Below are 22,912 nucleotides of genomic sequence, written 5' to 3'. Positions count from 1 at the left end.
TTGTTTTGAATGTTTATAAAATCTAGGGGCATAGTTCAGTTGGTAGAACGTCGGTCTCCAAAACCGAATGTCGTGGGTTCAAGTCCTGCTGCCCCTGTTATAGATAAAATGCTATTTAGTAAAATTAAATAAACATTCTATAGTTTGAATTACTAATTTTAATTTGGCCTAGTGGTTCAGTTGGTTAGAACGCCGGCCTGTCACGCCGGAGGTCGAGGGTTCGAGTCCCTTCTAGGTCGTTTTTAAATAAATATCCCAGGGCGCATAGCTCAGCTGGGAGAGCACCTGCCTTACAAGCAGGGGGTCACAGGTTCGAGCCCTGTTGCGCCCATTATATTTTTAAATAATTAAATAGAATGGCGGAGTAGCTCAGATGGCTAGAGTATACAGTCGTTTTACGCTACTAAAAAAACTTATAACTATATGTTATAAGTTTTTTTAGTATATATATATATTTCTTATAATAATTTTGTATCTTATATAAAAACTAATAATAATTTAGTTTTATAGTCTATTATATTAATAATATAATATATTATAGTACAACCAAATATTTTATTAACAAATTTGATACTATAATCAGTCAAAATACTCACTTTACACGACTAAAACTGCATAATAATTATACATACAATACCATAATTCGGCATAATTACATAAAAATATATATTTTTATGTATTAAATTGCAAATAACAATATATATACTTAAATTACAAAATATTCAATAATTAACCTTTACAATTGTCAAAAAAAACAATATAATTAATATATGATAATACTTATAGAGAGTATTATTATCAATACAATTTAATACGCATTATAATTACCGAAATCTATAACAGATATATATTAAATAGGTTAGCTAAGAACCTATATTATTATCTAAGAACCGATCTAAATCATAAGAAGATAATAATGAATATACATAAAATCTTAGCTGGATTATATAAAAAGGAGGAGTAATATGAAGAATATTACAAAGATAGTTTCAATTTGTTTTCTTATTTTATGTTTGTCGCTAAGCTTAACTGCTTGTAAGGGGGAAGAAAAAACAACAATAAAAGAAAACGATGGGGGAGATGCAACAGTTTCTGAAGATAATGAAAAAGAGAAAGAACCAAAAGAAAAGAAAACTAAATATGATACATTAGTTTTGGGTTCATCAGATTTAAATGCTGTTTTTAGTCCATACTTTGCTACAACTGGATATGACGTTGAGATAACAGAACGTACACAGGAAAGATTAATAACCAATAATCGTCTTGGAGAGCCTGCTTCTAATTTAGCTATATATGAAACACCAAAGGAAATCAAAGATGATGATGGTAATATAATGACAGTATATAAATTTAAACTTCAAGATAACTTAAAGTTTAGCGATGGAGAACCAGTTACTGCTGATGATATTATATTTACATATAAAATATTATGTGATCCTAAATATGATGGATCTTCAACTATATATACAACTCCAATTCTAGGAATAAATGAATATCGTTATGATGATCCTAATTATGCAGAAATTATAGAAGGATTTAAAGCTAGCTCAAAGGATGTAACTAAAGAAGAAGTTGAAGCACGTATGACATCTGCATATGAGGCTTATGGAGCAGAAGTTATTGATGGATATACAGGATTCGATAATCCTGATGGTTTAGAAGGAGATGAATTGAAAAAAGCATCAATAGCTAAATTTATTGAAGTAGAAACAGGTTGCTGTTATGGTGATTATGAACAAGAAGCTATAGAAATGAAATTCAAAGAGCTTGAAAAAGGATATATTGAAGATAATTTGGCTAGTGGAAATATTAAGGTTCCTGATATTGAAGGTATTAAAAAAGTTGATGAGTTAACTGTTGAAATCACTATTGAAGGAGTAGATCCAAAAGCCATTTGGAATCTAGGTGCCATTGAAGTTACTCCAGAACACTATTATGGCGAAGGATACAAAAAAGGTGATTTAACAAAAGTAAAAGAAAAAAATGATAAGCCAATGGGTGCTGGTGCATACAAATTTGAAAAGTTTGATAATAATGTTGTAACCTTTAGAGCTAATGAAAATTATTATAAAGGTGAACCAAAAATTAAAAACATAAAATACCAAGTTGTATCATCTGCGAATAAACTTGAAACTGTAACATTAGGTGAAGTTGATATTTCTGACCCTGCAGCTAGCCCTGAAATGGTTCAAAATGTTAAAGATGCAGAACTTCACTATGAATTGATTGAAAATCTAGGATATGGATATATTGGTATAAATGCTGAAAGAATTAAGGATAATGATGTAAGAAAGGGCTTAATGCATCTTATGAATAGAGAACCAGCAATTAATACTTATTATGGCGAGTTAGCTAGTATAATAGAAAGACCTATGTCTAGGGTTTCATGGGCTTATCCAGAAAACGCAAAACCTTATTATCAATTTAGCGCTGACAAAGCTCTTGAATGTTTTGAGAAAGCTGGTTATAAACAAGTAGATAAAAATGGCAGTAAGGTATTAGAAAAAGATGGTAAGCAATTAAGGGTTGAAATTGGTATAAGTGGAGATGGTATCATGGACCATCCATCAGCTCCTATATTGACTCAAATGAAAGATGAGATGGAAAAATTAGGTGCTGTATTAGATATATCTGATGTTGATGGTTCTATACTATTTGATAGACTAGATGCTAAAGAGTGGGATATGTGGGTAGCTGCATGGCAAGCGACTATTGATCCTGATATGTATCAAACTTACCATAGTGATGGACCTTCTAACCATTATTGTATTAAAAATCAAGATTTAGATAAATTAATTCTTGATGCAAGATCAACAAATGATATTGAAAAAAGAAAAGAGTACTATTCAAAAGCTCTTGATATCATTATGGATGAAGCAGTAGAAATGCCAGTTTATCAACGTAAGAATATGTATATATTCAATCCAGAAGTAATTGACGTTGAAACACTACCTAAAGATATGACACCATTCTATGGATATTTCAGAGAAATAGAGACATTAAAATTAAAATAATAGGTGACTTGATTTGCAGCCTTAGGGCTGCAAATCATATCTTAATTATAATATAAGTTGAAAGGATGGTGGAATAATTTTGAGACAATATATTATACGAAGAGTATTCATTTGTATATTTATTTTACTAGGAGTTTCTATACTAATCTATACATTAATAAGAGTAATGCCAGGTGATTATGTTCAAACTATGACTGCAGGAAATCCAAATGTTACAGAAGAAATGAAAATATCTCTTAGGAAATTATATGGGACAGAAACAAACATAGTTAAAGGGTACGTAGGTTGGTTAGGTAAAGCTGTTCAGGGAGATTTTGGAGAGTCTTTTTTATATAAACAACCAGTCAGTGAAGTAATAAAAAGTAAAATGTGGACATCCTTTACTATTGCATTCATTGCTTACATATTACAAATGATAGTAGCCATACCCCTAGGTATAATATCTGCAACAAAACAATATTCAAAATTGGATTATGGTGTAACAATATTTGCATTCATTGGTATTTCATTACCAAGTTTCTTCTTCGCTGCTATACTTCAAAGAATATTTGCTTTTGGATTGGGATGGGTACCATTACAAGGTATGATAACCGCTAGAATGGATTATACCGGCTGGGCACTGATTAGGGACAAGGCATGGCATTTTATACTACCTATTGTGGTATTGGCATTCTTAAGTATAGGAAGTCTTATGAGATATGCAAGAACTAATATGCTTGAAGTATTGAATGCTGATTATATAAGAACAGCAAGAGCAAAAGGTTTGAGTGAAAAGAAAGTTGTTTATAAGCATGCTTTCAGAAATACTCTAATACCTATTGTAACTATGCTAGGTGGTTTATTACCATCATTATTCTCTGGTGCTATCATAACAGAACAGATTTTTGCCATTGATGGATTAGGTTTTACAGCATTTAAAGCTTTAAAATCAGGAGATATAAATTACATGATGGGATTTCTTACTTTCTCAGCTGTTTTAACACTTCTGGGAACTCTGCTATCAGATATTTTATATGGCGTTGCAGACCCTAGGGTAAGATTAAAATAATTAGAGAGGAGAGAAAATCATGTTAGAAAAATCAAAGATAGATGTTGAAAATGAACAAATTACTAATAATGATAGAGAAATAGTTGTTGATAAAATAATTACACCTGGACAACTTGTAATGAAACGTTTTGTAAGAAATAAATTAGCAATTATAGGAATAGTTATACTTGCTTCTATGTTTATAATAAGTTTTATAGGTCCAATATTCTCGCCATATGGTGAATATGAAATATTTTTTCAAAAAGACGGTGTTGAATTAACAGAGGACATTGTAAATTACGAAGATGAAAATATAAAAGTATTGATTAAAGCACCACCTTCAAGTGAACATTGGCTAGGTACTGATAGAGATGGTCGTGATACTTTTACTAGGTTGATGTATGGAGGAAGAATTTCATTAGTTATAGGATTTGTAGTTGTAGCAATTGAGTTGTTCTTTGGTATTATTTTAGGAGGTATTGCAGGATATTTTGGAGGAGTTACAGATAATATCATAATGCGTATAGTTGATATTTTCTTCTGTATACCTTTTCTACCCATAGTACTTATTTTAAGTTCAGCATTAATTACTTTAGCTGTGGATGGGTCAAAAAAAATATATTATCTAATGTTAGTATTAGGAATTTTGGGATGGGCATCAGTAGCTAGGTTGGTTCGTGGACAGATTCTAAGTCTCAGGGAACAAGAGTTCATGATTGCTACTGAAGCTATTGGATTAAAGCCAAGAAAAAGAATTTTCAAACATCTTATTCCTAATGTAATGCCTCAACTAATCGTTATAGCTACACTAGGAGTTGGTGGAATAATACTTACAGAATCGGGATTAAGTTTCTTGGGATTTGGTGTTCCATTTCCTTTTGCGTCTTGGGGGAATATGGTTAGTGCAGTAACAGACCCTATCATTTTGAAAGGATATTTATATATTTGGATTCCGCCTGGAATCTGTATATTAGCTACCGTTATGGGGTTTAACTTTGTTGGTGATGGATTGAGAGATGCATTTGATCCTAAAATGAGAAGATAGGTGGTGAGATAATGAATAGTAAAGCTGAAAGTAAAAAATATTTCAAAGAAATAACAAAAATAAATAAGAAAGTTACCAAAGAATACAATAAAAACAAAGGTAAAAAAAATATACCCCTCAGTAAATATAAAACTGATATGAAGGATGAAAATAACTTAATAGAAATTGATAATCTCAAGACTTTTTTCTATACTGATATGGGTATAGTAAAAGCTGTTAATGGGATAAGTTATAATATTCCTAGAGGTAAGACAGTTGCAATAGTTGGTGAGTCAGGATGTGGAAAATCAGTAAGCAGCTTATCCCTTATGCGTCTGATTCAAGGACCTGTTGGACAGATTGAAGAAGGGGAAATAAGATTTAATGAAGGAGACCATGCTATTGACTTGACTAAAGCACCTATCAAAAAAATGCAAAACATAAGAGGTAATGATATAGCCATGATTTTTCAAGAGCCAATGACTAGTCTAAATCCTGTGTTTAAAATTGGTAATCAAATAAATGAAGTTATTGAACTACATAATAGTAATATGGATAAAAAAGAGATTAAACAGAAATCAATCAGTATGTTGAAGTTAGTTGGAATACCTAGAGCAGAGGGAATATATAATTCATATCCCCATGAATTATCAGGTGGAATGCGTCAAAGAGTTATGATAGCTATGGCATTAGCATGTGATCCTAAAATGATAATTGCAGATGAACCAACTACTGCATTAGATGTTACTATTCAAGCTCAGATACTTGATTTATTAAGAGATTTGAAAGATAAAATTGATGCAAGTATTTTATTGATTACACATGATCTAGGGGTTGTAGCAGAGATGGCAGATTATGTAATAGTTATGTATGCTGGTCGTATTGTTGAGCAAGGTACTGCTGAAGATATATATCTAAGTCCAAAACATCCTTATACAATAGGATTGTTAAAAAGTAAGCCTGTAGTTAATAAGTATGTGGATCGTTTATATACTATACCAGGGTCCGTACCTAATCCAATAGCTATGCCAAATCATTGTTTCTTCAAAGACAGGTGTAATTCATGTATCAATAGATGTGAAGGAGAATATCCTTGCTTTAATCATGTCAGTGATACACATAAAGTGGCATGTTGGCTATATGAGAGGGGGAGGAAAAAATGACAGATACATTACTAGAAGTAAATAATCTAGTAAAATATTTTCCTATCAGAGCCGGATTATTGCAAAAAGCAGTAGGTCATGTAAAAGCTGTAGATGGAGTATCATTTGATTTAAAAGAAGGTAAAACCTTTGGTTTAGTAGGAGAATCAGGATGTGGAAAAACTACAGTTGGTAGAACTTTATTAAGATTAAATGAGCCTACAGGCGGAGAAGTTTTATATAATGGGAAAAATATTTTTAAACTAAAACCTAGGCAAATGCGTAAATTAAGACCAGAATTACAGATAATATTTCAAGATCCATATAGTTCTCTTAGTCCAAGATTACCAATTGGTGAGATTGTTGGTGAAGGAGTAAAAGAACATAATATTGTTTTAAAACAAGAATATAAAGATTATATTATAAAAATAATTGAAGAATGTGGCTTACAGAGTTATCACATAGATAGATATCCACATGAATTTTCAGGAGGACAACGTCAAAGGATATGTATTGCTAGAGCATTAGCTCTTAATCCAAAAGTGATTATAGCGGATGAACCTGTTTCGGCATTGGATGTTTCTATACAAGCCCAGATTATCAATTTGTTAAAAGATATTCAAGAAGAAAGGGGATTAGCATATATTTTTATTTCACATGACTTATCAGTAGTTGAGCATATTGCTGATGAAGTAGGAGTTATGTATTTAGGAAATATAGTAGAAAAATCAAACAGGGATGAAATATTCAAAAATCCATTACATCCATATACTAAAGCATTATTTAGTGCTGTACCTGTACCTGACCCTACTCATAAGAAAAATAGGATTATACTAAAAGGGGAAATACCTTCTCCTGCAAATCCTCCAAAAGGATGTAAATTCTGTACAAGATGTTCTTATGTAGAAGATATTTGTAAAAAAGAAGCTCCTGAATATAAAGATATTGGTAATGATCATTACGTTGCTTGCCATCTTTATGATTAAGTAGGTGATACATATGAAAGAGCAATATAAAGACAATAATATTACAATAGCTGATATGAATGTTCCTGGTATGCCCTGGTATAGAAAAAGAGGTAAAGTATCAAGTAGAATAAGGGTATTACTTAACAGAAGAGAAAGATGGGCTGCGATAATAGGTGTTTTTGAAGTGATTTTTCCTATTATTTTAATCTATGCTGCAGGAATTCTACTTATATTTTTATTTATATACTTTATATGGTTATGATTAAAAGGCGAATATATATTCGCCTTTTAATCATATAATATAGATTTGTATTATAAATAAATGATTTGGATATAATATATACAATGAAATGGTATATATTAGCAATAAATATTAATAAGATCAAGGAGTGGTTTGAATGCCTTTTTTGTTAAAACCTGTAGTTTTATATATAGTCGCTATTATATTACTTAGAATTACTGGCAGAAGATCGTTAGCACAAATGACCATTGCACAAACAGTGATGGTTATATCTATTGGAGCTATTATAGTAGAGCCTTTTGCTGATAAAGATATAATGAAGACAATAATTGCAGCTTCTATGTATATTATTCTATTACTGATATTTGAATATCTGGAGTTTCATTTTCATGGATTTGAAAAAGTTGCAATAGGCAAAGAAGTTATTATTATAAAAAATGGTGATTTTGTCTTAGAAAATCTAAAAAAGCTTAAATTAACTAAAACTGAAATAATGACTAGAATTCGCCAAGAAGGAATTCCTAATCTTAACTACATTGAAAAAGGGACATTAGAACCAAATGGACAGTTTGGTTTTATATTGAAAAGGGGAGCTGAACCAATTAGGGTTCAAGATATGGAATATCTATTAAATGCTATACTACTAAAACAACATCTAATAGATAAACCAATTGATTTGGTTGAAGAATTAAAAAAACAACAGATATAAGGTGTTTATCAAATATAATTATATTTATGAAGTACTAACATAGTAGATAAAATTAATGAGAAATAAATGGTTATAGTTAAACAGATTTGATTAAAACTAAGATTTATTTCTCTAATATTATTAAATAATTTTATTTTCTTATAGAGAAAACGGTAGAACAATAGACCTACGATGATACTAATAATATATAATAAGCTTTTTATTAAGTAGCCATCTAATGTTATATGTAAATTTACATTAAAGAGGAATTTAATTAATCCAATACCGAATATACCACCTAAGAAACATAAAGTTCCAAGCATGGATATTGCAATTTTTTGATTAAAAGGTGGAGAATATTTTTCACCAGTATAAGAGCCTTTGAACATACTTAGATATTTTACAAAAGATAAGATAGTACCAAGATTAATAAGTATTAAACCATAATCCAGTAGACCACTATAACTACCTTTTTGTATTAAATACTTAGAAATGCTACCATTGAAAAAGGGAGCACCTGTTATTCCTAGTATAGCCATAAAAGTGAATGTACTGACAAAGGGCATTCGCCTAAAGACCCCTTTTATCTGACGAATATCTCTGGTCTCATATTCTTCAATAATGATACCTGCCGTTAAAAATAATACTGATTTAAAAATAGCATGGTTGATGATATGATAAATACTACCCCAGTAACTATAAGTGTTATTAAGGCTCAATCCAAAAATTATTAGTCCGATTTGGCTTATGGTATGATAAGAAAGAATCAATTTTATATCTATCTGAGATAGTGCAAAAATAAACCCAACTACAGCAGTCATAAATCCCATAATAAGAAATATAGTACTTGTGTCAAATGCAGGTGAAAACATATTTTGAATTCTAATAAATAGATAGATACCACATTTAACATATAATCCTGAGAGTATAGCTGAAACAATTGAAGGAGAAGAATGAGTTCCATGAGCTCTAGGTAGCCAGCTGAATAATGGCATGACTGCTGATTTAAGGCTGATAGCTGTTATGATGAAACTATAAGGCAGTATTAATGATTTGGTATCAGTAACTTCCTTCATACGGTCATAAACGATTGTAATATCCAAAGAACCAAAGATTTTATATATGTATCCAATACCTATAAGAAAAAATGTCATAGCTACAATATTTATCAGTAAATAAAGCATACCATCATAGATTGATCTACTATCTTTCTTGAACATGATAAGTATACTAACTACAATAGTTGATACTTCAATAAGCACATAAAGATTAAATAAATCCATTGATAGGAAAATACCATTTATTAAACCTTGAAGAATTAAAAATAGAAATAAAAATAGATTATTCATATATTGTTTTTTGAAATTATATATTATCATGCATGTAAATAGAAATATTGTGAGCATAACAAAAACAGAAGACATGATATCAGCTTTTAGAGCAATACCTATACCTTCTTTATAATTACCTAGGATACAGGTTATTGAATCATTGCTTTTTATGTGGGCAAAATTAATAATACTACCTACAAAAAGAATTAATTGAGATATTAGTATCATTATTTTATTATAGTTAGTTTTAAATAGATAGGATATTGATGCAATTATAATTGGTAATAATATAAATAAATATAGTTGTATCATATATTCTCTCCTCTTTTTTTAGTAGCTTTGTACCAGTTTGTTGTACCGTAACGATGATATAGTGTGATGAACATAGTAAGGCTAACTGCTGTTATTGAAATACCTATTACAACTGCTGTTATCATCAAAGCTTGAGGTAATGGGTCAGAAGTAATTTTTTCTATATTTTCTCCAATAGGCGGAATAGAGTTTTTGGTATAATTTATTGTTAAAAAGAATAAAATTATACCGGATTGAATAATCCCCATAGAAATAATGGTCTTTATGATATTACGTCTAGCCAACAGACCATACATACCTATAAAAAATAATGCTATTCCTATAGTTTCGCCATTTATTATATTATGCATATAACTAACCTCCTTTTTCCAATTTACCTACTTTCAAAAAGTACAAATCTAAAGAAAATAATGCTTAGACCACAATAGACTTTAGTTGCAATTAAGATATTCATAACTACAAGATATATCTTGTTGATTAGTAGAATAGAGCTTCCATTAAAATGAATTACAAATAGGGTTACAATTAATATAATACACAGAAAAAGAATTTTCTCTATTTTTTGTAATCGTGATAATGAAACATCTAGTTCTGGATCAATAATATATTGGATAATAAATGTTGAACTTATTATAGCTCCGCCTTGAAAACCTCCACCAGGAGTGTTATGACCATTTATTGTAATATATATACCGAATAAAAATATAATCGGGTATAATACTCCCAGCGATTTAATAAGAAGTTCAGACCTGCTTCTCATAATGGACCTCCTTAATAATCTCCTTCATGTCTAGAAAAGTAGATTATACCTATAATACTAATTAATAATAATAAAGTTTCAAATATTGTATCAAACACTCTATAATTCAAATAAATAGAGGTAACGACATTAATGCTGCCTGTTTCTTTAAAACTATTATTAACGTAATAGTTCAATACTTCTGTGGCGTTATTAATGGGTATGATATCAAAAGATATACATAGGAAAAAAAGTAATATCAAATATATAGCTATTGATTTTCTTCTCATAACAACGAGTCTCCTTCATTATCAATAATATAATCATGATTAACATTAATACTGCTGCTGATATCAATATAGCTTATCAAATCATCAAAATGATAATTTGACTTATCCCCATAAATAGTCGTATTAGTAATATTATGTTGTACAATTACATCGTAGGGATAATCATTAACTATTTCTTCAATGCTTTTATCTGATATGACTATATCAAGTTCTAGTTCTTTTTCATAGGAGTAGTTACCTAATATTTTACACAAAGCATTTTTTTGTATGATGGAAATAGAGTCTTTTGGTTTTTCAATAATATAATATACTCTAAATACTTTATATTTATTTAATGCAACCAGATATATGATAGTCGATAGAGTACAACCTATAACGGCTTCAGCAATAGCCACATCTGGAGCTTGGTATAATAGATAACAAAAAGAGCAGAGTAACGAAAAAACACATAGATACACAATTGCCCTTCTAAGTGTATTAGTCTGAACCGATAGAATAGCTAATACAACTAATAATATTAATGAAATTTCTAGCATCAGTCATCATCTCCTATCCGTAAACCACTTGTATATGCTCCTCTAGCAATAGTATGAGTCGCTAAAGGATTCAAAAAAAGCATAAGTAAAAGTATAAGTACTATTTTGAGGCTGAAAAAACTAAAGCCTTTTATGAAAATAATACCTATAGTAATAGTTATGAATGAAGCTGTATCAATAACAGAAGATACTAATACACGTGAATAAAAATTCTTAAATCTAAAAAGTCCTATAAATCCTATTAGCATGAATATAAGACCAATAGAAATAATAATATATCCGATAGTAATAATCACTAAATTTTCCCCTTTCCTTTAACGAATCTTGATATGAATATTATGCCGATAAAACCTAGTAATGTATATACTATAGCTATATCAAGTAAATACGGTAGATCAAATAAAATAGAAAAGAGAAGTATTAACAGTATTATTTTTGCTGAAAATAGGTTAAGTCCTAACAATCTATCCCAAATAGTTGGACCTTTAATTATTATTACTATACTTAATATAGATAATACTAATAAAAATGAAAATAAATAATAAATCAATGTTTCACTCCTTTTCTAAGTGCTTTCACAAGTTTTGGATTTATGATTTTATCAGATTTTTCAGGATATGTAGTTAATATCAATAGCTTATTACCTTTTCTGTTAACGGTAACAGTACCTGGAGTTAGAGTTATTGCATTAGCTAAAAAAAATATTGACCACTCGTTGTTCAACGTAGTCTTAATAGGTACTAGTCTAGGACTAATATTTGAAGTAAATATTAATTTGAACATACTGAATGTTGATGAATAAATATCAATAAATAGTATGATGATAAATTTAAGGAACATAAAAAAAGAGATATTAATGCTGTGTAAAAATTGTGCACCACCTGGTATATGACAACTCATAAAAACAGCAAAGGATGAAAGAAGAAAGCCTTCAGCTATTGTAAGTATAGAAAAACTGCCACATAGGATGCACCAAATTACTGTAAGAAATAAAATAAAAATTCTATGATTAATAATATATCTCAAACTATTCCTCCTCCACATAAGATACTCTAATAATAACAAAAAGCATAATTATTTTCAATATAATTTAAAAAATTATAATAATTATTCATTTTTATTTTAATGATAATAAAAATATATAGATTATATATTTTAGCCATCACAAGTAAAAACTTTACATATTAATATTAATGTGTTATATTGAAAAAAATTAAAAGAATGTTTGATACACTCATGATTGGTGGTTAAGATGAATAATATTTTTAGTTCAATAGAAGAAAATCCTATTATCGCAGCAATAAGAAATAAAGATGATATTGACAAAGCTTTAGAATCTTCAGTTTCTACTATTTTTTTATTATATTCAGATATTTTCAATCTGAAAGATTTAGTCCGTAAAATAAAATCAAATAATAAAACAGTATTTGTCCATATGGATATGATTGAAGGAATGGGTAAAGACAATAAAGCTATAGATTATATATCACAGATAATCAAGCCCGATGGTATAATTAGTACAAGAAGCAATCATATAAAGTATGCAAGAGATAAAGGATTATTTACCATTCAAAGATTTTTTTTAATAGATAGTTTATCTTATAGAACTACAGTGAAAACGGTGAAATCTGTTAAACCTCATATGATTGAAGTTATGCCTGGTACTATACCTGCTACAATCAAGAATCTGAGCAATGAATTATCAGTGCCTATTATTGCTGGAGGGTTAATAGATACAAAAGACGACATAATATCTGTTCTAAAAGTAGGAGCGTTAGGGGTATCAGTAGGTAAAACTGATTTATGGGATCTATAAGTCCTATAATTTATTATTTTACTCTTTCATTTCTTTGGCGTTTGTAGTATAATAAATGTAGATATTTAATTAATTAAATAAGTTCCATACAATTAGTTAAGTTTAAATGTAGGAGAATAGGAGTCACATTTAAATAGAGTTTAGCTCTATTTATGCGTGGCTTTTTTTGTGTTTCTTATTATATAATTACATTAATAGTATAATGGAGGTCTTGATATGATTTATGATATTAGTATTATAGGTGCAGGAGTTACTGGTTCACTAATAGCACGAAATTTATCTAAGTATGATTTAAAGGTATGTCTACTGGATAAAGAATCAGATGTCGCTATGGGTACCAGTAAAGCAAATAGTGCAATTGTTCATGCGGGTTATGATGCAAAACCTGGTAGTTTAAAAGCAAAACTCAATGTAAGAGGAAATGAAATTATGGGTGAGATTGCTAAAGAATTATATGTACCTTTTAAAAGAATTGGTTCTTTTGTAATTGCTTTTGATGATGATGACATGGAACAAATTAAAATGCTATATGATTTTGGTGTTAAAAATAATGTACCTGATATGAAAATTTTAAATAAAAAAGAAATTAGGGAAATGGAACCTAATATGTCGGAGGAAGTAATTGGTGCATTACATGCTCCTACTGCTGGTATTGTCTGTCCTTATGAATTAACACTTGCAGCAGCAGAAAATGCTGTTGATAACGGAGTTGAGTTGATTTTGGACTGTGCCATAAAAGATATTAATAAAGTAGATGATAAATTTGAACTTGAAACAACAAAGGGTAAAATAGTAAGTAAATATGTAATTAATGCAGCAGGTCTTTACTGTGATAATATTTCTGCTATGGTTGGAGACAATAGTTTTAAGATTAATCCTAGAAAAGGGGAATATCTGTTACTTGATAAGAGACAGGGAGACATAATTAACAAAGTAGTTTTTCAGCCTCCGACTGTAATGGGTAAAGGTATCTTAGTTACACCAACTGTTGATGGAAATCTCTTGCTTGGACCAACAGCTGAAAATATTTTAGATAAAGAAGATATTGCTACTACTAGTATAGGTTTAGATAAAGTTATTGAAGGAGCAATTAAGTCTATACCATCAGTTAATACTAGGGACGTAATAACATCTTTTGCAGGTCTTAGAGCATCATCATCTGTAGGAGATTTTGTTATTGAGAAGTCAAAGGAAATAGAGGGACTTGTAAATGTTGCTGGTATCGAATCTCCAGGATTGTCAGCTGCTCCAGCTATCAGTGAATATGTTATAGAAATTCTTAAGTCTATGAATATTGAGTTAAAAGAGAAAGAGGATTACATTAGTACTAGAAAACCTGTATATAGATTTCGTGAAATGGATGAAAGAGAAAGAAATGAATTGATTAAGGAAAATCCTCTATATGGTAATATTATCTGCCGTTGTGAAACTATTACTGAAGGGGAGATAGTTGATTGTATCCATCGTTCTATTGGTGCGAGAAACCTAGATGCTGTAAAAAGAAGAACAAGAGCAGGTATGGGTAGATGTCAAGGTGGTTTTTGTACTCCAAGAGTTGTAGACATTATTGCAAGAGAACTTAATATTCCAAAAGAACAAGTAACAAAAATGGGTGGAAAATCTAAAGTGCTTGTTGGGAAGACAAAATAGATAGTATAGATGTTTAAGTTCAATGTATATAGATATGGTAATAAAGTAAAAAAACTAATAATGAGGTGAATAACATATGAACACAGTTGATTTAGTTGTAATTGGTGGAGGACCAGCAGGAATGGCTGCGGCAGTTGAGGCATATAAGAACGGTATAAAAAGTATTTTGATAATCGAAAGAGATAATGAATTAGGTGGAATTTTACAACAATGTATTCATAATGGATTTGGTCTTCATATATTTGGAGAAGAGTTGACTGGACCAGAATATGCGGATAGATTTGCAAAAGAAGTAGGTAAGCTAGGTATCAGCTTCAAATTAAAGACCATGGTATTGAATATTAGTAAAGATAAAGTTGTTACAGTAGTTAATTCTTCAGATGGATTACTTAATATAAAAGCGAAAGCAATTGTACTTGCTATGGGATGTAGAGAAAGGACAAGAGGAGCACTTAATATACCAGGTTTACGACCAGCTGGTATATATACAGCAGGTGCTGCCCAACGTTTTGTTAATATGGAAGGGTACCTTCCAGGAAAAGAAGTTGTAATATTAGGTTCAGGAGATATAGGGCTTATTATGGCTAGAAGGATGACTTTAGAAGGTGCTAAAGTCAAGATGGTCTGTGAATTACTACCTTATTCAGGTGGCTTGACAAGAAATATAGTACAATGCCTTGATGATTATGATATCCCGCTCAAATTAAGTTATACAGTAGTTAATATACATGGAAAAGAACGTCTAGAGGGGATAACCATAGCGCAGGTTGATGAAAATAGAAAGCCGATTAAGGAAACATACGAATATGTATCATGTGATACTCTATTATTATCAGTTGGACTTATTCCAGAAAATGAACTTTCACATGATTTGGGTATTAAAATGGATAGAGTGACATCGGGTCCTGTTGTGACAGAATCCATGGAGACTTCTGTAGCAGGAGTATTTGCTTGTGGGAATGTTGTTCATGTTCATGATTTAGTTGATTTCGTTACAGCCGAAAGTAGATTAGCTGGAAGATGTGCTGCTAGATATATTACTGACAACAAAGAAATGAGCAATGTAGATACAGTTAAGACAATAGCTGGAGATGGTATTAGATATGTAGTTCCACATTTGATTAATAAAGAATTGGTTCAAGATGAAAATAAACTTTATTTTAGGGTAGTAGATGTTAAGAAAAAGGTTAAAATAGTGCTAAAATCAAAAGGTGAAGTAATCTATTCTAAGAAACGACCTAAGGTAGCTCCTGGAGAAATGGAAAGTATAAAATTAACCGATAAAATATTAGACGCCATGGCTGAAGGCGAAGATTTAGTAGTAATGTTAGAAAAACAGTAATTCTTTATTATTGAAATGGAGGTATTATCATGATAGAAGAAAGAAAATTGGTGTGTATTGCCTGTCCAATTGGATGTAATCTTACAGTTACACTTGAAGAGGGTAAGGTTATAAATGTTGAAGGAAATACTTGTAAAAGAGGAGAAGCATATGCTATAGCAGAATGTACTCACCCTACTAGAATATTAACGACTACTATGAGAGTACGTAATGGCAAGATTCCTCTTGTATCAGTAAAGTCAGATAAACCCTTACCAAAAGAATCACTATTTGACTGTATGAAAGCAATAAATGGTGTTGTGTTAGAGGCCCCTATGAAAATAGGCGATATCGCTATAAAAGATATAGTAGAAGGCATTAATATAGTACTTACTAGAGATGTAGATGAAGCAATCTAAATAAGTCTAATATATAAATAAACTGAATAAATAAAAGTGTTAAAACATATTTTATACTTTAAAAACGTATAGGATATGTTTTATTTTTTTATTTTAATTAATTGATATGTATTTTTTGTTCTTTTTTCAATACTTTTATTATAGTTATAGATTGAATAATAGTTTTATTGTATAATCAAGTATATGATTAGAAAAGACAGTAGATACAAAATTAAATTATGTGCAAAAAATATATGAAATATAAAAGAAGGGTGTATTATGAATAATTATTGGGATCAAGAAATTAACAACAATATACAGTATATAAAACAGTTGTCTAAACAGTACCCCACAATTAATTCAGCATGTACAGAAGTTATTAATCTAGAAGCTATACTTAATCTACCTAAAGGAACAGAACATTATCTTTCTGATATACATGGAGAATACGAGGCATTTATACATGTACTTAATAATGCATCAGGCGTTATAAGAAGAAAAATTGATTATATATTCGATAATACTATTAGAGAGCATGAAAAAAGACGATTAGCAATGTTGATCTACTATCCAGAACAGATTCTCGAAAAAGTTAAGAATGAAGAAGAGAATTTATTGGAATGGTATGAGATAACACTCCATAGGTTGGTTTTAGTATGTAGAGAAATATCTTCTAAATATACTAGGTCAAAGGTAAGGAAAGCTCTTCCAAAAGATTTTGAGTATATCATTGAGGAATTACTACATGAACAACAGAGAGAAGTCAATAAACAAGAGTATTATGATGGAATTATAAATACAATCATTGAAATTAATAGGGCAGATAATTTTATGATAGCTATTTGCAGAGTTATTCAAAGGTTAGCTATTGATAGACTTCATATAATTGGTGACATATATGATAGAGGACCAGGTGCTCATATTATTCTTGATAAATTAATGCAGCATCATTCTATTGATATCCAGTGGGGTAATCATGATATTCTTTGGATGGGAGCAGCGGCTGGGTCTTTAGCTTGTATTGCTAGTACCATTAGAATATCTGCTAGATATGGTAATCTAAATACTATAGAAGAAGGATATGGTATTAATCTATTACCGCTAGCTACTTTTGCAATGGAATACTATAAAGATGATCCATGTGAAAATTTTGATTTGGTCGTATCCGATAAAAGTGCATACACTTGTAAAGAGATTAACATTATTAAAAAAATACATAAAGCAATATCTATAATACAATTCAAATTAGAAGGTATGATAATACAAAGAAATCCTAGTTTCATGATGGATGATAGGCTATTACTTAATATGGTAGATTATGAAAAAGGTATAATAAAAATTGCTGAAAAAACTTATAAACTCTCAGATTATTATTTCCCAACTATAAATCCTAAAAATCCATATGAATTAACAATAGAAGAAAAAGATGTAATGGAGAAACTAAGATTAACATATAAAAACAATGAAAAGTTACAGAAACATACGAGATTCTTATTCTCCAAGGGTAGTATGTATCTAACATATAACTCTAATTTACTATTTCATGGATGTATGCCTATGGATAAAAAAGGAGTATTCAATAAAGTTAATATAAATAGTAAAAGCTATAGTGGTAAAGAACTTATTGATAAAATAGAAATACTAATCAGGGATTATTATTTTAATGATAATAATGACCTTAACAATATAGATTATTTCTGGTATCTATGGACTGGACCTGATTCACCATTGTTCGGTAAAAATAAGATGGCTACTTTTGAAAGGTATTTCCTAAATGACAAGGCTATCAAAAAAGAAGATAAAAATAGTTATTATAGATATAGGGATAGTGAGGAAAAATGTAGAGAGATATTACAGGAATTTGGTATTAGTGAAGATAATTCTCATATTATTAATGGTCATGTTCCGGTAGAAGTCAAAAAAGGTGAAAGTCCAATAAAAGCAAATGGTAAATTATTAGTTATTGATGGAGGTTTATCAGAAGCTTATCAGCATATAACAGGAATAGCAGGATACACGCTTATTTACAATTCATATGGACTTCTTATGGTTGCTCATGAAAAATTTGAATCTAAGAAGAAAGCAATTGATAATGAGAAAGATATAGTATCTTCATATCAGATATTAGAAAAGAATAGTAAAAGATTAAGAGTAAAAAATACTGATATAGGTAAAGAATTAAAAAAAGAAATTATCGGATTGAAGATGCTACTTCAAGCATATCACAAAGGTATAATAAAAGAAAAATAGACAAAAGGAGTGATACTAATGAAAATAGGCATGGGCTATGATGTACACAAATTAGTTAAAGATAGAAGATTAATTCTCGGAGGTGTTGATATACCATATGAGAAAGGTTTGCTTGGACATTCTGATGCAGATGTTCTAGTTCATGCAATTATGGACGCTTTGCTAGGTGCCATGGGAAAAGGAGACATAGGTAAGCATTTTCCAGATACAGATGATAAATACAAATCAATATCCAGTCTCAAATTGATGGTGCAAGTAAATGAACTACTTATTAGTGAAGGTTATAGTATAATAAACATAGATTCAACCATTATTGCTCAACGTCCTAAGATGGCTGATTATATACAAGAAATGAGAATTAATATAGCTGGTGTTCTAAATATTGAAATAGAAAATATTAATATAAAAGCAACTACAGAAGAAGGAATGGGATTTACTGGTGAAGGGCTTGGGATATCTTCACAAGCTATTTGTTTGTTGGAAAAAAAATTATGATAATCTATTAGATAATATGTATTAGCTTTTTGTGCGACAGGTAGTTGCTCAACAGGGTCCTTTGGACCCTTTTATTTTGTATATAATTAATATAGTGAAAATTTAAAAAAAAATTAATAATTTAATGGTTAAATAATATAGTAGAAATGTATACCAAAAGTGTATAAATTAGTCATATTAATATAATAATAATTTTATTATAATGCAATTAAAAATATATAAAAAATTATAAAAATTTGCATATATAATTTAAATATAACAAAAATTAATTCTTATAAAGTTTAACTTAATAATATGAAAATATAGATAAGAATCAAAACGATAGTGAATATATTATTGTAATGCTTATTTTCAATATTGATAAATTACTCTGTTTGAGGGAACGACTCTTGTATAGATATTGTCTCAAATGGCTTTTATATTGATGCATTTTCTAATATTTGAGTAGGGCAAGTAATTTTGTTACTTTTTGAAAAGAAAGGGGGGAATTGATTTATCTGGCTTTCATATAGGCTTAACAGTTTAGACATAATCAATCTACAAAAAAAATAGAAAATCAAAGTTAAAGGAGAAATTTATGATTAAAAAATTATTTTGTTTTATGTTTACAACTGTTTTATTAATGGGATTATTTGTATCTCATGTTGATGCTGCACTTTTGGATCAAGGACCACTTGAAGCTAAGCCTTTGGTAATTCTTATAGACTTTCCTGATTACAGATATTCAGATTTTTTAGACAAGGAAGTAGAAGGAGATATTTTATCTTATAGTGATAATTATGAGGCAGCATATTATCAGGAAATGTTATTTGGACCAGATACATATAAGGGTAAAGATAATCAATATTTCAAGACAATGAATAAGTATTTTAAGCTTGAATCAAGAGAGCAGTACTCTGTTAATGGAGGCGTAGCAGGATGGTATACAGCTAAGAACAATGCACTCTACTATGGAAATAGCCAAAAAGAAGCAAGTTGGCTAGTGGAAGAAGGAGCTGATGCTGTTTCCAAGGATACTAATATAAATTTAGCTGATTATGACGTTATTGATAAAGATGATTGTGATAACGATGGGAATTACTATGAGCCAGATGGTTTAATAGATACAGTTATTCTTGTTCATGCGGGAAAAGGAGAAGAATGGTTTAGTGGTGGATCAATTGGAGCAGAAGCTGCAATTTGGCCTTTTCAATCCAGTTTATCCGGTTATAGAGAAGATAAATCACCTTACGAGGTAGTTGATACCAATGGGAATACATATAAATTCGAAGACTTTGTAATGATTGAACAGGATGCACCAGTTGGACTTATAAGTCATGAGTATGGGCATTCATTAGGACTTCCAGATTTATATGGTAATTCAGAGCCTGTTCAAAACTGGTCAATTATGGCTGGAGGGTCATATGCAGGTTATCCAATAGGTTCTATGACAGTGGGCTATGGTGCATATTGTAGAGAACAGCTTCAAAAAGATCATGGAGGAGAATGGCAAAGACAAAATAGAATTGAACTAGGAGATATTGGTCCCGAAGGTATGGATGTAACATTGATTGCAGCCAGTTCACAGAATTCCGGTACAGATGCTGTAAGAATAGACTTACCAGATAAAGTGACGACTATAGTGGATCCATATAGTGGAGAAAACACCTATTATGGTGGAAAAGAAGATGATGCTTACCACTACATGACAACTAATTTGGATTTTACTGAAGCATCTAACAATATACAATTAGAATTCAAAACACAATATGATATTGAAGAAGATTGGGATTATGCCTATGTACAGGTTAGAGAAGAAGGTAGTGAAGAATGGATAGCCATTGAAGGAAATATAACAACTACTGAAAATCCAAATATAGACGAGGGTGATTTTTTAAGAAATCCTGGTCATGGAATTACTGGAAGTTCTAGCTTTAATTGGGTAGATGCGATATTTGATATTAGTGAATATGCAGGAAAGAAATTAGATCTAAGAATAGGCTATGGTACAGATGGAAATACTCAAGGAACTGGATTTTTTGTAGATGATATTAGAATAACAGTAAATGATGAAGAAGTATTCTATGATGATGCTGAAGGCGATTTAAGATTTGTGCTTGATGGATTTGAAGAGAGTAACGGTGTTTTTACAGCTGAAAATTATTACTTGATTGAATGGCGTAACCAAGAAGGTTCAGATGAAGGATTAAAACAATCTTATTATTATTCTGATACGACCCCATACGATCCAGGACTTCTCATTTGGTATATAGATAGAACTTATGGTACCTTAGATAGGCTTTCTCAAGATGGAGAAGCTAACCCAGGGCATGTTTCAGTAGGTATCGTTGATGCAGATCAAGATCCTGTCATATGGAAATATCCAAATAAGCCAGAAAAAAATATTGACAAGGTAGAATATCAGATGCATGATGCAGCATTTAGTTTAAGAAGTGGAGCAGAGTATTTTATTCAATGGAATGAAGTTCAAACCGTTGATGAACATATTAATACAATATATCCTATATTTAAAGATAGTAGAGATTATTCTAGTCCAGGTAGTCCAGCAGGTGGTTTGATTTTACCACAACATGGCATCAAGATTCTAGTAACAGAAGAAAACGCTGATAGAAGTGAAGCAAAGATCCATATTATGAATGTTAATAATATAGTTCCACAAAGAGCTGAACCTAAAGACATAATAATACAAAATATACGTATTGCAGAAAAACAAGTAACAGATATTGAGATATTAAATGATTTAGTTATCATAGAAGCTAGTGGAGATTTAGGTACTAAAGGATATATAGGATACATTGGCGAGAATGAAGATGAAAAAGTTGTTAAGTTGGAACTTCAAGATGGTAAGTATGTAGGAACACTTAGCGATGAAATATTTGCTGATAATCTTGATTGGAGGGTTAACTTTATTGCTCTTGAAGATTCTCAAGGTGGTATGAAGGCAATCTATAATTCAGAAGTACATGACTATGGAGTTGATTTAAGCTCTGGAAACATATCAGGCTCAACATCATATGTTAAAAGCTTAGAAATGATAGCTGTAGTTAAAGAGAATACAAGTTTAGATTTTGGATTGAAAGGTATTCTTGATAATGGGAATAATGCTACAGATAGTGATTTGAATAAGGTGGAATGGTCAAGTTCAGATGAGTCTGTTGCAAACGTAGACAGCCAAGGTGTAGTAACGGGAATAACAGAAGGTAACGCAACAATTACAGCAAAATTAGGGGGAGTAACTTCCAGTTTTAAAATAATGGTAGTTTCAGATAGTAGCAATGTCCATATAACTAATGAAACTGAACCAAATAATACTTTTTCTCATGCAAATGGACCAATTGGGAATAATCAAATGGTATCAGCATCATACACAGAAGGAGACAATACAGATTACTACTATTTTGACGTCATATCCAATGGAACAATCAACATAACCGTAACAGGGGATGGTAATATGGGATTCAATTGGCTTCTTTATAAAGAATCTGATCAAAGCAATTACGTAGACTATCCTGATACAGAAGGAAATATATTAGAAGGTTCTTACGAAGCCGAACCTGGTAAATATTATTTGAAAGTATATAAACATACTGGTAACAGTGGAACATATACAGTAAATATTGATGGAGTATTATAATAATATAAAGGAAAATACTATAACCAGCAAAAGCTG

Annotated in this window: 22 protein-coding genes and 3 tRNA genes; 17 read left to right on the top strand and 8 right to left on the bottom strand. The window is 30.3% G+C overall.

The features are described from left to right. Positions 1-24 precede the first annotated feature (24 nt). The 10 genes from ACX6CF_RS04460 to ACX6CF_RS04415 all read left to right on the top strand — a co-directional run bounded on the left by ACX6CF_RS04460 (position 25) and on the right by ACX6CF_RS04415 (position 8,125). Positions 25-97: transfer RNA gene (locus ACX6CF_RS04460), tRNA-Trp, on the top strand. Between the two features lie 68 nt (positions 98-165). Continuing rightward, positions 166-239, top strand: a tRNA-Asp gene (locus ACX6CF_RS04455). Between the two features lie 19 nt (positions 240-258). Continuing rightward, positions 259-331: transfer RNA gene (locus ACX6CF_RS04450), tRNA-Val, on the top strand. Between the two features lie 634 nt (positions 332-965). Continuing rightward, complete coding sequence (locus ACX6CF_RS04445; protein ID WP_458784094.1) at positions 966-3,014, top strand: ABC transporter substrate-binding protein; 2,049 nt, start codon at positions 966-968, stop codon at positions 3,012-3,014. A 79-nt stretch (positions 3,015-3,093) separates the two neighbouring features. After that, on the top strand, positions 3,094-4,062 hold the full coding sequence (locus ACX6CF_RS04440; protein ID WP_458784093.1) for an ABC transporter permease: 969 nt from the start codon (positions 3,094-3,096) through the stop codon (positions 4,060-4,062). Between the two features lie 19 nt (positions 4,063-4,081). Further along, positions 4,082-5,086 (top strand): oligopeptide ABC transporter permease, encoded by a 1,005-nt coding sequence (gene opp4C / locus ACX6CF_RS04435; RefSeq protein WP_458784092.1) that lies wholly within the window; start codon positions 4,082-4,084, stop codon positions 5,084-5,086. 11 nt (positions 5,087-5,097) lie between these two features. Continuing rightward, the gene (locus tag ACX6CF_RS04430; RefSeq protein WP_458784091.1) at positions 5,098-6,228 is read left to right on the top strand and encodes an ABC transporter ATP-binding protein; all 1,131 of its coding nucleotides are present in this window, start codon (positions 5,098-5,100) and stop codon (positions 6,226-6,228) included. Further along, positions 6,225-7,193, top strand: a complete 969-nt coding sequence (locus tag ACX6CF_RS04425) for an ABC transporter ATP-binding protein (protein WP_458784090.1) — start codon at positions 6,225-6,227, stop codon at positions 7,191-7,193. Before ACX6CF_RS04430 ends, ACX6CF_RS04425 begins: the two co-directional genes overlap by 4 nt. A gap of 13 nt (positions 7,194-7,206) precedes the next feature. Next, entirely contained in the window at positions 7,207-7,437 is a 231-nt protein-coding gene (locus tag ACX6CF_RS04420) for a hypothetical protein (RefSeq protein ID WP_458784089.1), read from the top strand. 136 nt (positions 7,438-7,573) lie between these two features. Beyond that, the gene (locus ACX6CF_RS04415) at positions 7,574-8,125 is read left to right on the top strand and encodes a DUF421 domain-containing protein (RefSeq protein ID WP_458784088.1); all 552 of its coding nucleotides are present in this window, start codon (positions 7,574-7,576) and stop codon (positions 8,123-8,125) included. 8 nt (positions 8,126-8,133) lie between these two features. Here ACX6CF_RS04415 and ACX6CF_RS04410 read toward each other — a convergent pair whose 3' ends face one another. The 8 genes from ACX6CF_RS04410 to ACX6CF_RS04375 form a co-directional block, all read right to left on the bottom strand. Beyond that, positions 8,134-9,747 carry a complex I subunit 5 family protein gene (locus ACX6CF_RS04410; RefSeq protein ID WP_458784087.1) on the bottom strand — a complete coding sequence of 538 codons (1,614 nt, stop codon included), beginning with the start codon at positions 9,745-9,747 and terminating at the stop codon, positions 8,134-8,136. Continuing rightward, the gene (locus ACX6CF_RS04405; protein ID WP_458784086.1) at positions 9,744-10,097 is read right to left on the bottom strand and encodes a cation:proton antiporter subunit C; all 354 of its coding nucleotides are present in this window, start codon (positions 10,095-10,097) and stop codon (positions 9,744-9,746) included. The genes ACX6CF_RS04410 and ACX6CF_RS04405 overlap by 4 nt, the downstream gene beginning before the upstream one ends. A 23-nt stretch (positions 10,098-10,120) precedes the next feature. After that, positions 10,121-10,507: an MnhB domain-containing protein gene (locus tag ACX6CF_RS04400; RefSeq protein ID WP_458784085.1), complete on the bottom strand. Its 387-nt coding sequence runs from the start codon at positions 10,505-10,507 to the stop codon at positions 10,121-10,123. An 11-nt stretch (positions 10,508-10,518) separates the two neighbouring features. Further along, entirely contained in the window at positions 10,519-10,776 is a 258-nt protein-coding gene (mbhE, locus tag ACX6CF_RS04395; RefSeq protein ID WP_458784084.1) for a hydrogen gas-evolving membrane-bound hydrogenase subunit E, read from the bottom strand. After that, positions 10,773-11,312 carry a hydrogenase subunit MbhD domain-containing protein gene (locus ACX6CF_RS04390; RefSeq protein ID WP_458784083.1) on the bottom strand — a complete coding sequence of 180 codons (540 nt, stop codon included), beginning with the start codon at positions 11,310-11,312 and terminating at the stop codon, positions 10,773-10,775. Before ACX6CF_RS04390 ends, mbhE begins: the two co-directional genes overlap by 4 nt. Then, a complete protein-coding gene (gene mnhG, locus ACX6CF_RS04385; protein WP_458784082.1) occupies positions 11,312-11,608 on the bottom strand; it encodes a monovalent cation/H(+) antiporter subunit G in 297 nt (98 codons plus the stop codon). Before mnhG ends, ACX6CF_RS04390 begins: the two co-directional genes overlap by 1 nt. Further along, positions 11,608-11,775: an MrpF/PhaF family protein gene (locus tag ACX6CF_RS04380; RefSeq protein WP_458784098.1), complete on the bottom strand. Its 168-nt coding sequence runs from the start codon at positions 11,773-11,775 to the stop codon at positions 11,608-11,610. Before ACX6CF_RS04380 ends, mnhG begins: the two co-directional genes overlap by 1 nt. 83 nt (positions 11,776-11,858) lie before the next feature. Next, on the bottom strand, positions 11,859-12,338 hold the full coding sequence (locus ACX6CF_RS04375; protein WP_458784081.1) for a Na+/H+ antiporter subunit E: 480 nt from the start codon (positions 12,336-12,338) through the stop codon (positions 11,859-11,861). A gap of 226 nt (positions 12,339-12,564) precedes the next feature. On the opposite strand from ACX6CF_RS04375, the gene ACX6CF_RS04370 reads away from it, so the two are divergent. The 7 genes from ACX6CF_RS04370 (at position 12,565) to ACX6CF_RS04340 (ending at position 22,876) form a co-directional block, all read left to right on the top strand. Continuing rightward, positions 12,565-13,128, top strand: a complete 564-nt coding sequence (locus ACX6CF_RS04370) for a glycerol-3-phosphate responsive antiterminator (protein WP_458784080.1) — start codon at positions 12,565-12,567, stop codon at positions 13,126-13,128. Positions 13,129-13,344: 216 nt separating this feature from the next. Beyond that, positions 13,345-14,778 carry an FAD-dependent oxidoreductase gene (locus tag ACX6CF_RS04365; RefSeq protein ID WP_458784079.1) on the top strand — a complete coding sequence of 478 codons (1,434 nt, stop codon included), beginning with the start codon at positions 13,345-13,347 and terminating at the stop codon, positions 14,776-14,778. A gap of 76 nt (positions 14,779-14,854) precedes the next feature. Beyond that, the gene (locus ACX6CF_RS04360; protein WP_458784078.1) at positions 14,855-16,120 is read left to right on the top strand and encodes an NAD(P)/FAD-dependent oxidoreductase; all 1,266 of its coding nucleotides are present in this window, start codon (positions 14,855-14,857) and stop codon (positions 16,118-16,120) included. 29 nt (positions 16,121-16,149) lie between these two features. Continuing rightward, complete coding sequence (locus tag ACX6CF_RS04355) at positions 16,150-16,518, top strand: DUF1667 domain-containing protein (RefSeq protein WP_458784077.1); 369 nt, start codon at positions 16,150-16,152, stop codon at positions 16,516-16,518. Positions 16,519-16,776: 258 nt separating this feature from the next. Next, complete coding sequence (locus ACX6CF_RS04350) at positions 16,777-18,747, top strand: fructose-1,6-bisphosphatase (RefSeq protein ID WP_458784076.1); 1,971 nt, start codon at positions 16,777-16,779, stop codon at positions 18,745-18,747. 18 nt (positions 18,748-18,765) lie between these two features. Continuing rightward, positions 18,766-19,242: a 2-C-methyl-D-erythritol 2,4-cyclodiphosphate synthase gene (gene ispF / locus ACX6CF_RS04345; RefSeq protein WP_458784075.1), complete on the top strand. Its 477-nt coding sequence runs from the start codon at positions 18,766-18,768 to the stop codon at positions 19,240-19,242. 577 nt (positions 19,243-19,819) lie between these two features. Beyond that, the gene (locus ACX6CF_RS04340) at positions 19,820-22,876 is read left to right on the top strand and encodes an immune inhibitor A domain-containing protein (RefSeq protein ID WP_458784074.1); all 3,057 of its coding nucleotides are present in this window, start codon (positions 19,820-19,822) and stop codon (positions 22,874-22,876) included. Positions 22,877-22,912 lie beyond the last annotated feature (36 nt).

It is taken from the genome of Vallitalea sediminicola (assembly GCF_054408565.1).
This window is presented reverse-complemented; position numbering and strand designations above follow the sequence as displayed.

Excerpts from the sequence above, each read along its gene's own strand:
- ACX6CF_RS04445 (WP_458784094.1), top strand. The coding sequence starts at position 966 with ATGAAGAATATTACAAAGATAGTTTCAATTTGTTTTCTTATTTTATGT.
- opp4C (WP_458784092.1), top strand. The coding sequence starts at position 4,082 with ATGTTAGAAAAATCAAAGATAGATGTTGAAAATGAACAAATTACTAAT.
- ACX6CF_RS04430 (WP_458784091.1), top strand. The coding sequence starts at position 5,098 with ATGAATAGTAAAGCTGAAAGTAAAAAATATTTCAAAGAAATAACAAAA.
- ACX6CF_RS04425 (WP_458784090.1), top strand. The coding sequence starts at position 6,225 with ATGACAGATACATTACTAGAAGTAAATAATCTAGTAAAATATTTTCCT.
- ACX6CF_RS04420 (WP_458784089.1), top strand. The coding sequence starts at position 7,207 with ATGAAAGAGCAATATAAAGACAATAATATTACAATAGCTGATATGAAT.
- ACX6CF_RS04415 (WP_458784088.1), top strand. The coding sequence starts at position 7,574 with ATGCCTTTTTTGTTAAAACCTGTAGTTTTATATATAGTCGCTATTATA.
- ACX6CF_RS04410 (WP_458784087.1), bottom strand. The coding sequence starts at position 9,747 with ATGATACAACTATATTTATTTATATTATTACCAATTATAATTGCATCA.
- ACX6CF_RS04405 (WP_458784086.1), bottom strand. The coding sequence starts at position 10,097 with ATGCATAATATAATAAATGGCGAAACTATAGGAATAGCATTATTTTTT.
- ACX6CF_RS04400 (WP_458784085.1), bottom strand. The coding sequence starts at position 10,507 with ATGAGAAGCAGGTCTGAACTTCTTATTAAATCGCTGGGAGTATTATAC.
- mbhE (WP_458784084.1), bottom strand. The coding sequence starts at position 10,776 with ATGAGAAGAAAATCAATAGCTATATATTTGATATTACTTTTTTTCCTA.
- ACX6CF_RS04390 (WP_458784083.1), bottom strand. The coding sequence starts at position 11,312 with ATGCTAGAAATTTCATTAATATTATTAGTTGTATTAGCTATTCTATCG.
- ACX6CF_RS04370 (WP_458784080.1), top strand. The coding sequence starts at position 12,565 with ATGAATAATATTTTTAGTTCAATAGAAGAAAATCCTATTATCGCAGCA.
- ACX6CF_RS04365 (WP_458784079.1), top strand. The coding sequence starts at position 13,345 with ATGATTTATGATATTAGTATTATAGGTGCAGGAGTTACTGGTTCACTA.
- ACX6CF_RS04360 (WP_458784078.1), top strand. The coding sequence starts at position 14,855 with ATGAACACAGTTGATTTAGTTGTAATTGGTGGAGGACCAGCAGGAATG.
- ACX6CF_RS04355 (WP_458784077.1), top strand. The coding sequence starts at position 16,150 with ATGATAGAAGAAAGAAAATTGGTGTGTATTGCCTGTCCAATTGGATGT.
- ACX6CF_RS04350 (WP_458784076.1), top strand. The coding sequence starts at position 16,777 with ATGAATAATTATTGGGATCAAGAAATTAACAACAATATACAGTATATA.
- ispF (WP_458784075.1), top strand. The coding sequence starts at position 18,766 with ATGAAAATAGGCATGGGCTATGATGTACACAAATTAGTTAAAGATAGA.
- ACX6CF_RS04340 (WP_458784074.1), top strand. The coding sequence starts at position 19,820 with ATGATTAAAAAATTATTTTGTTTTATGTTTACAACTGTTTTATTAATG.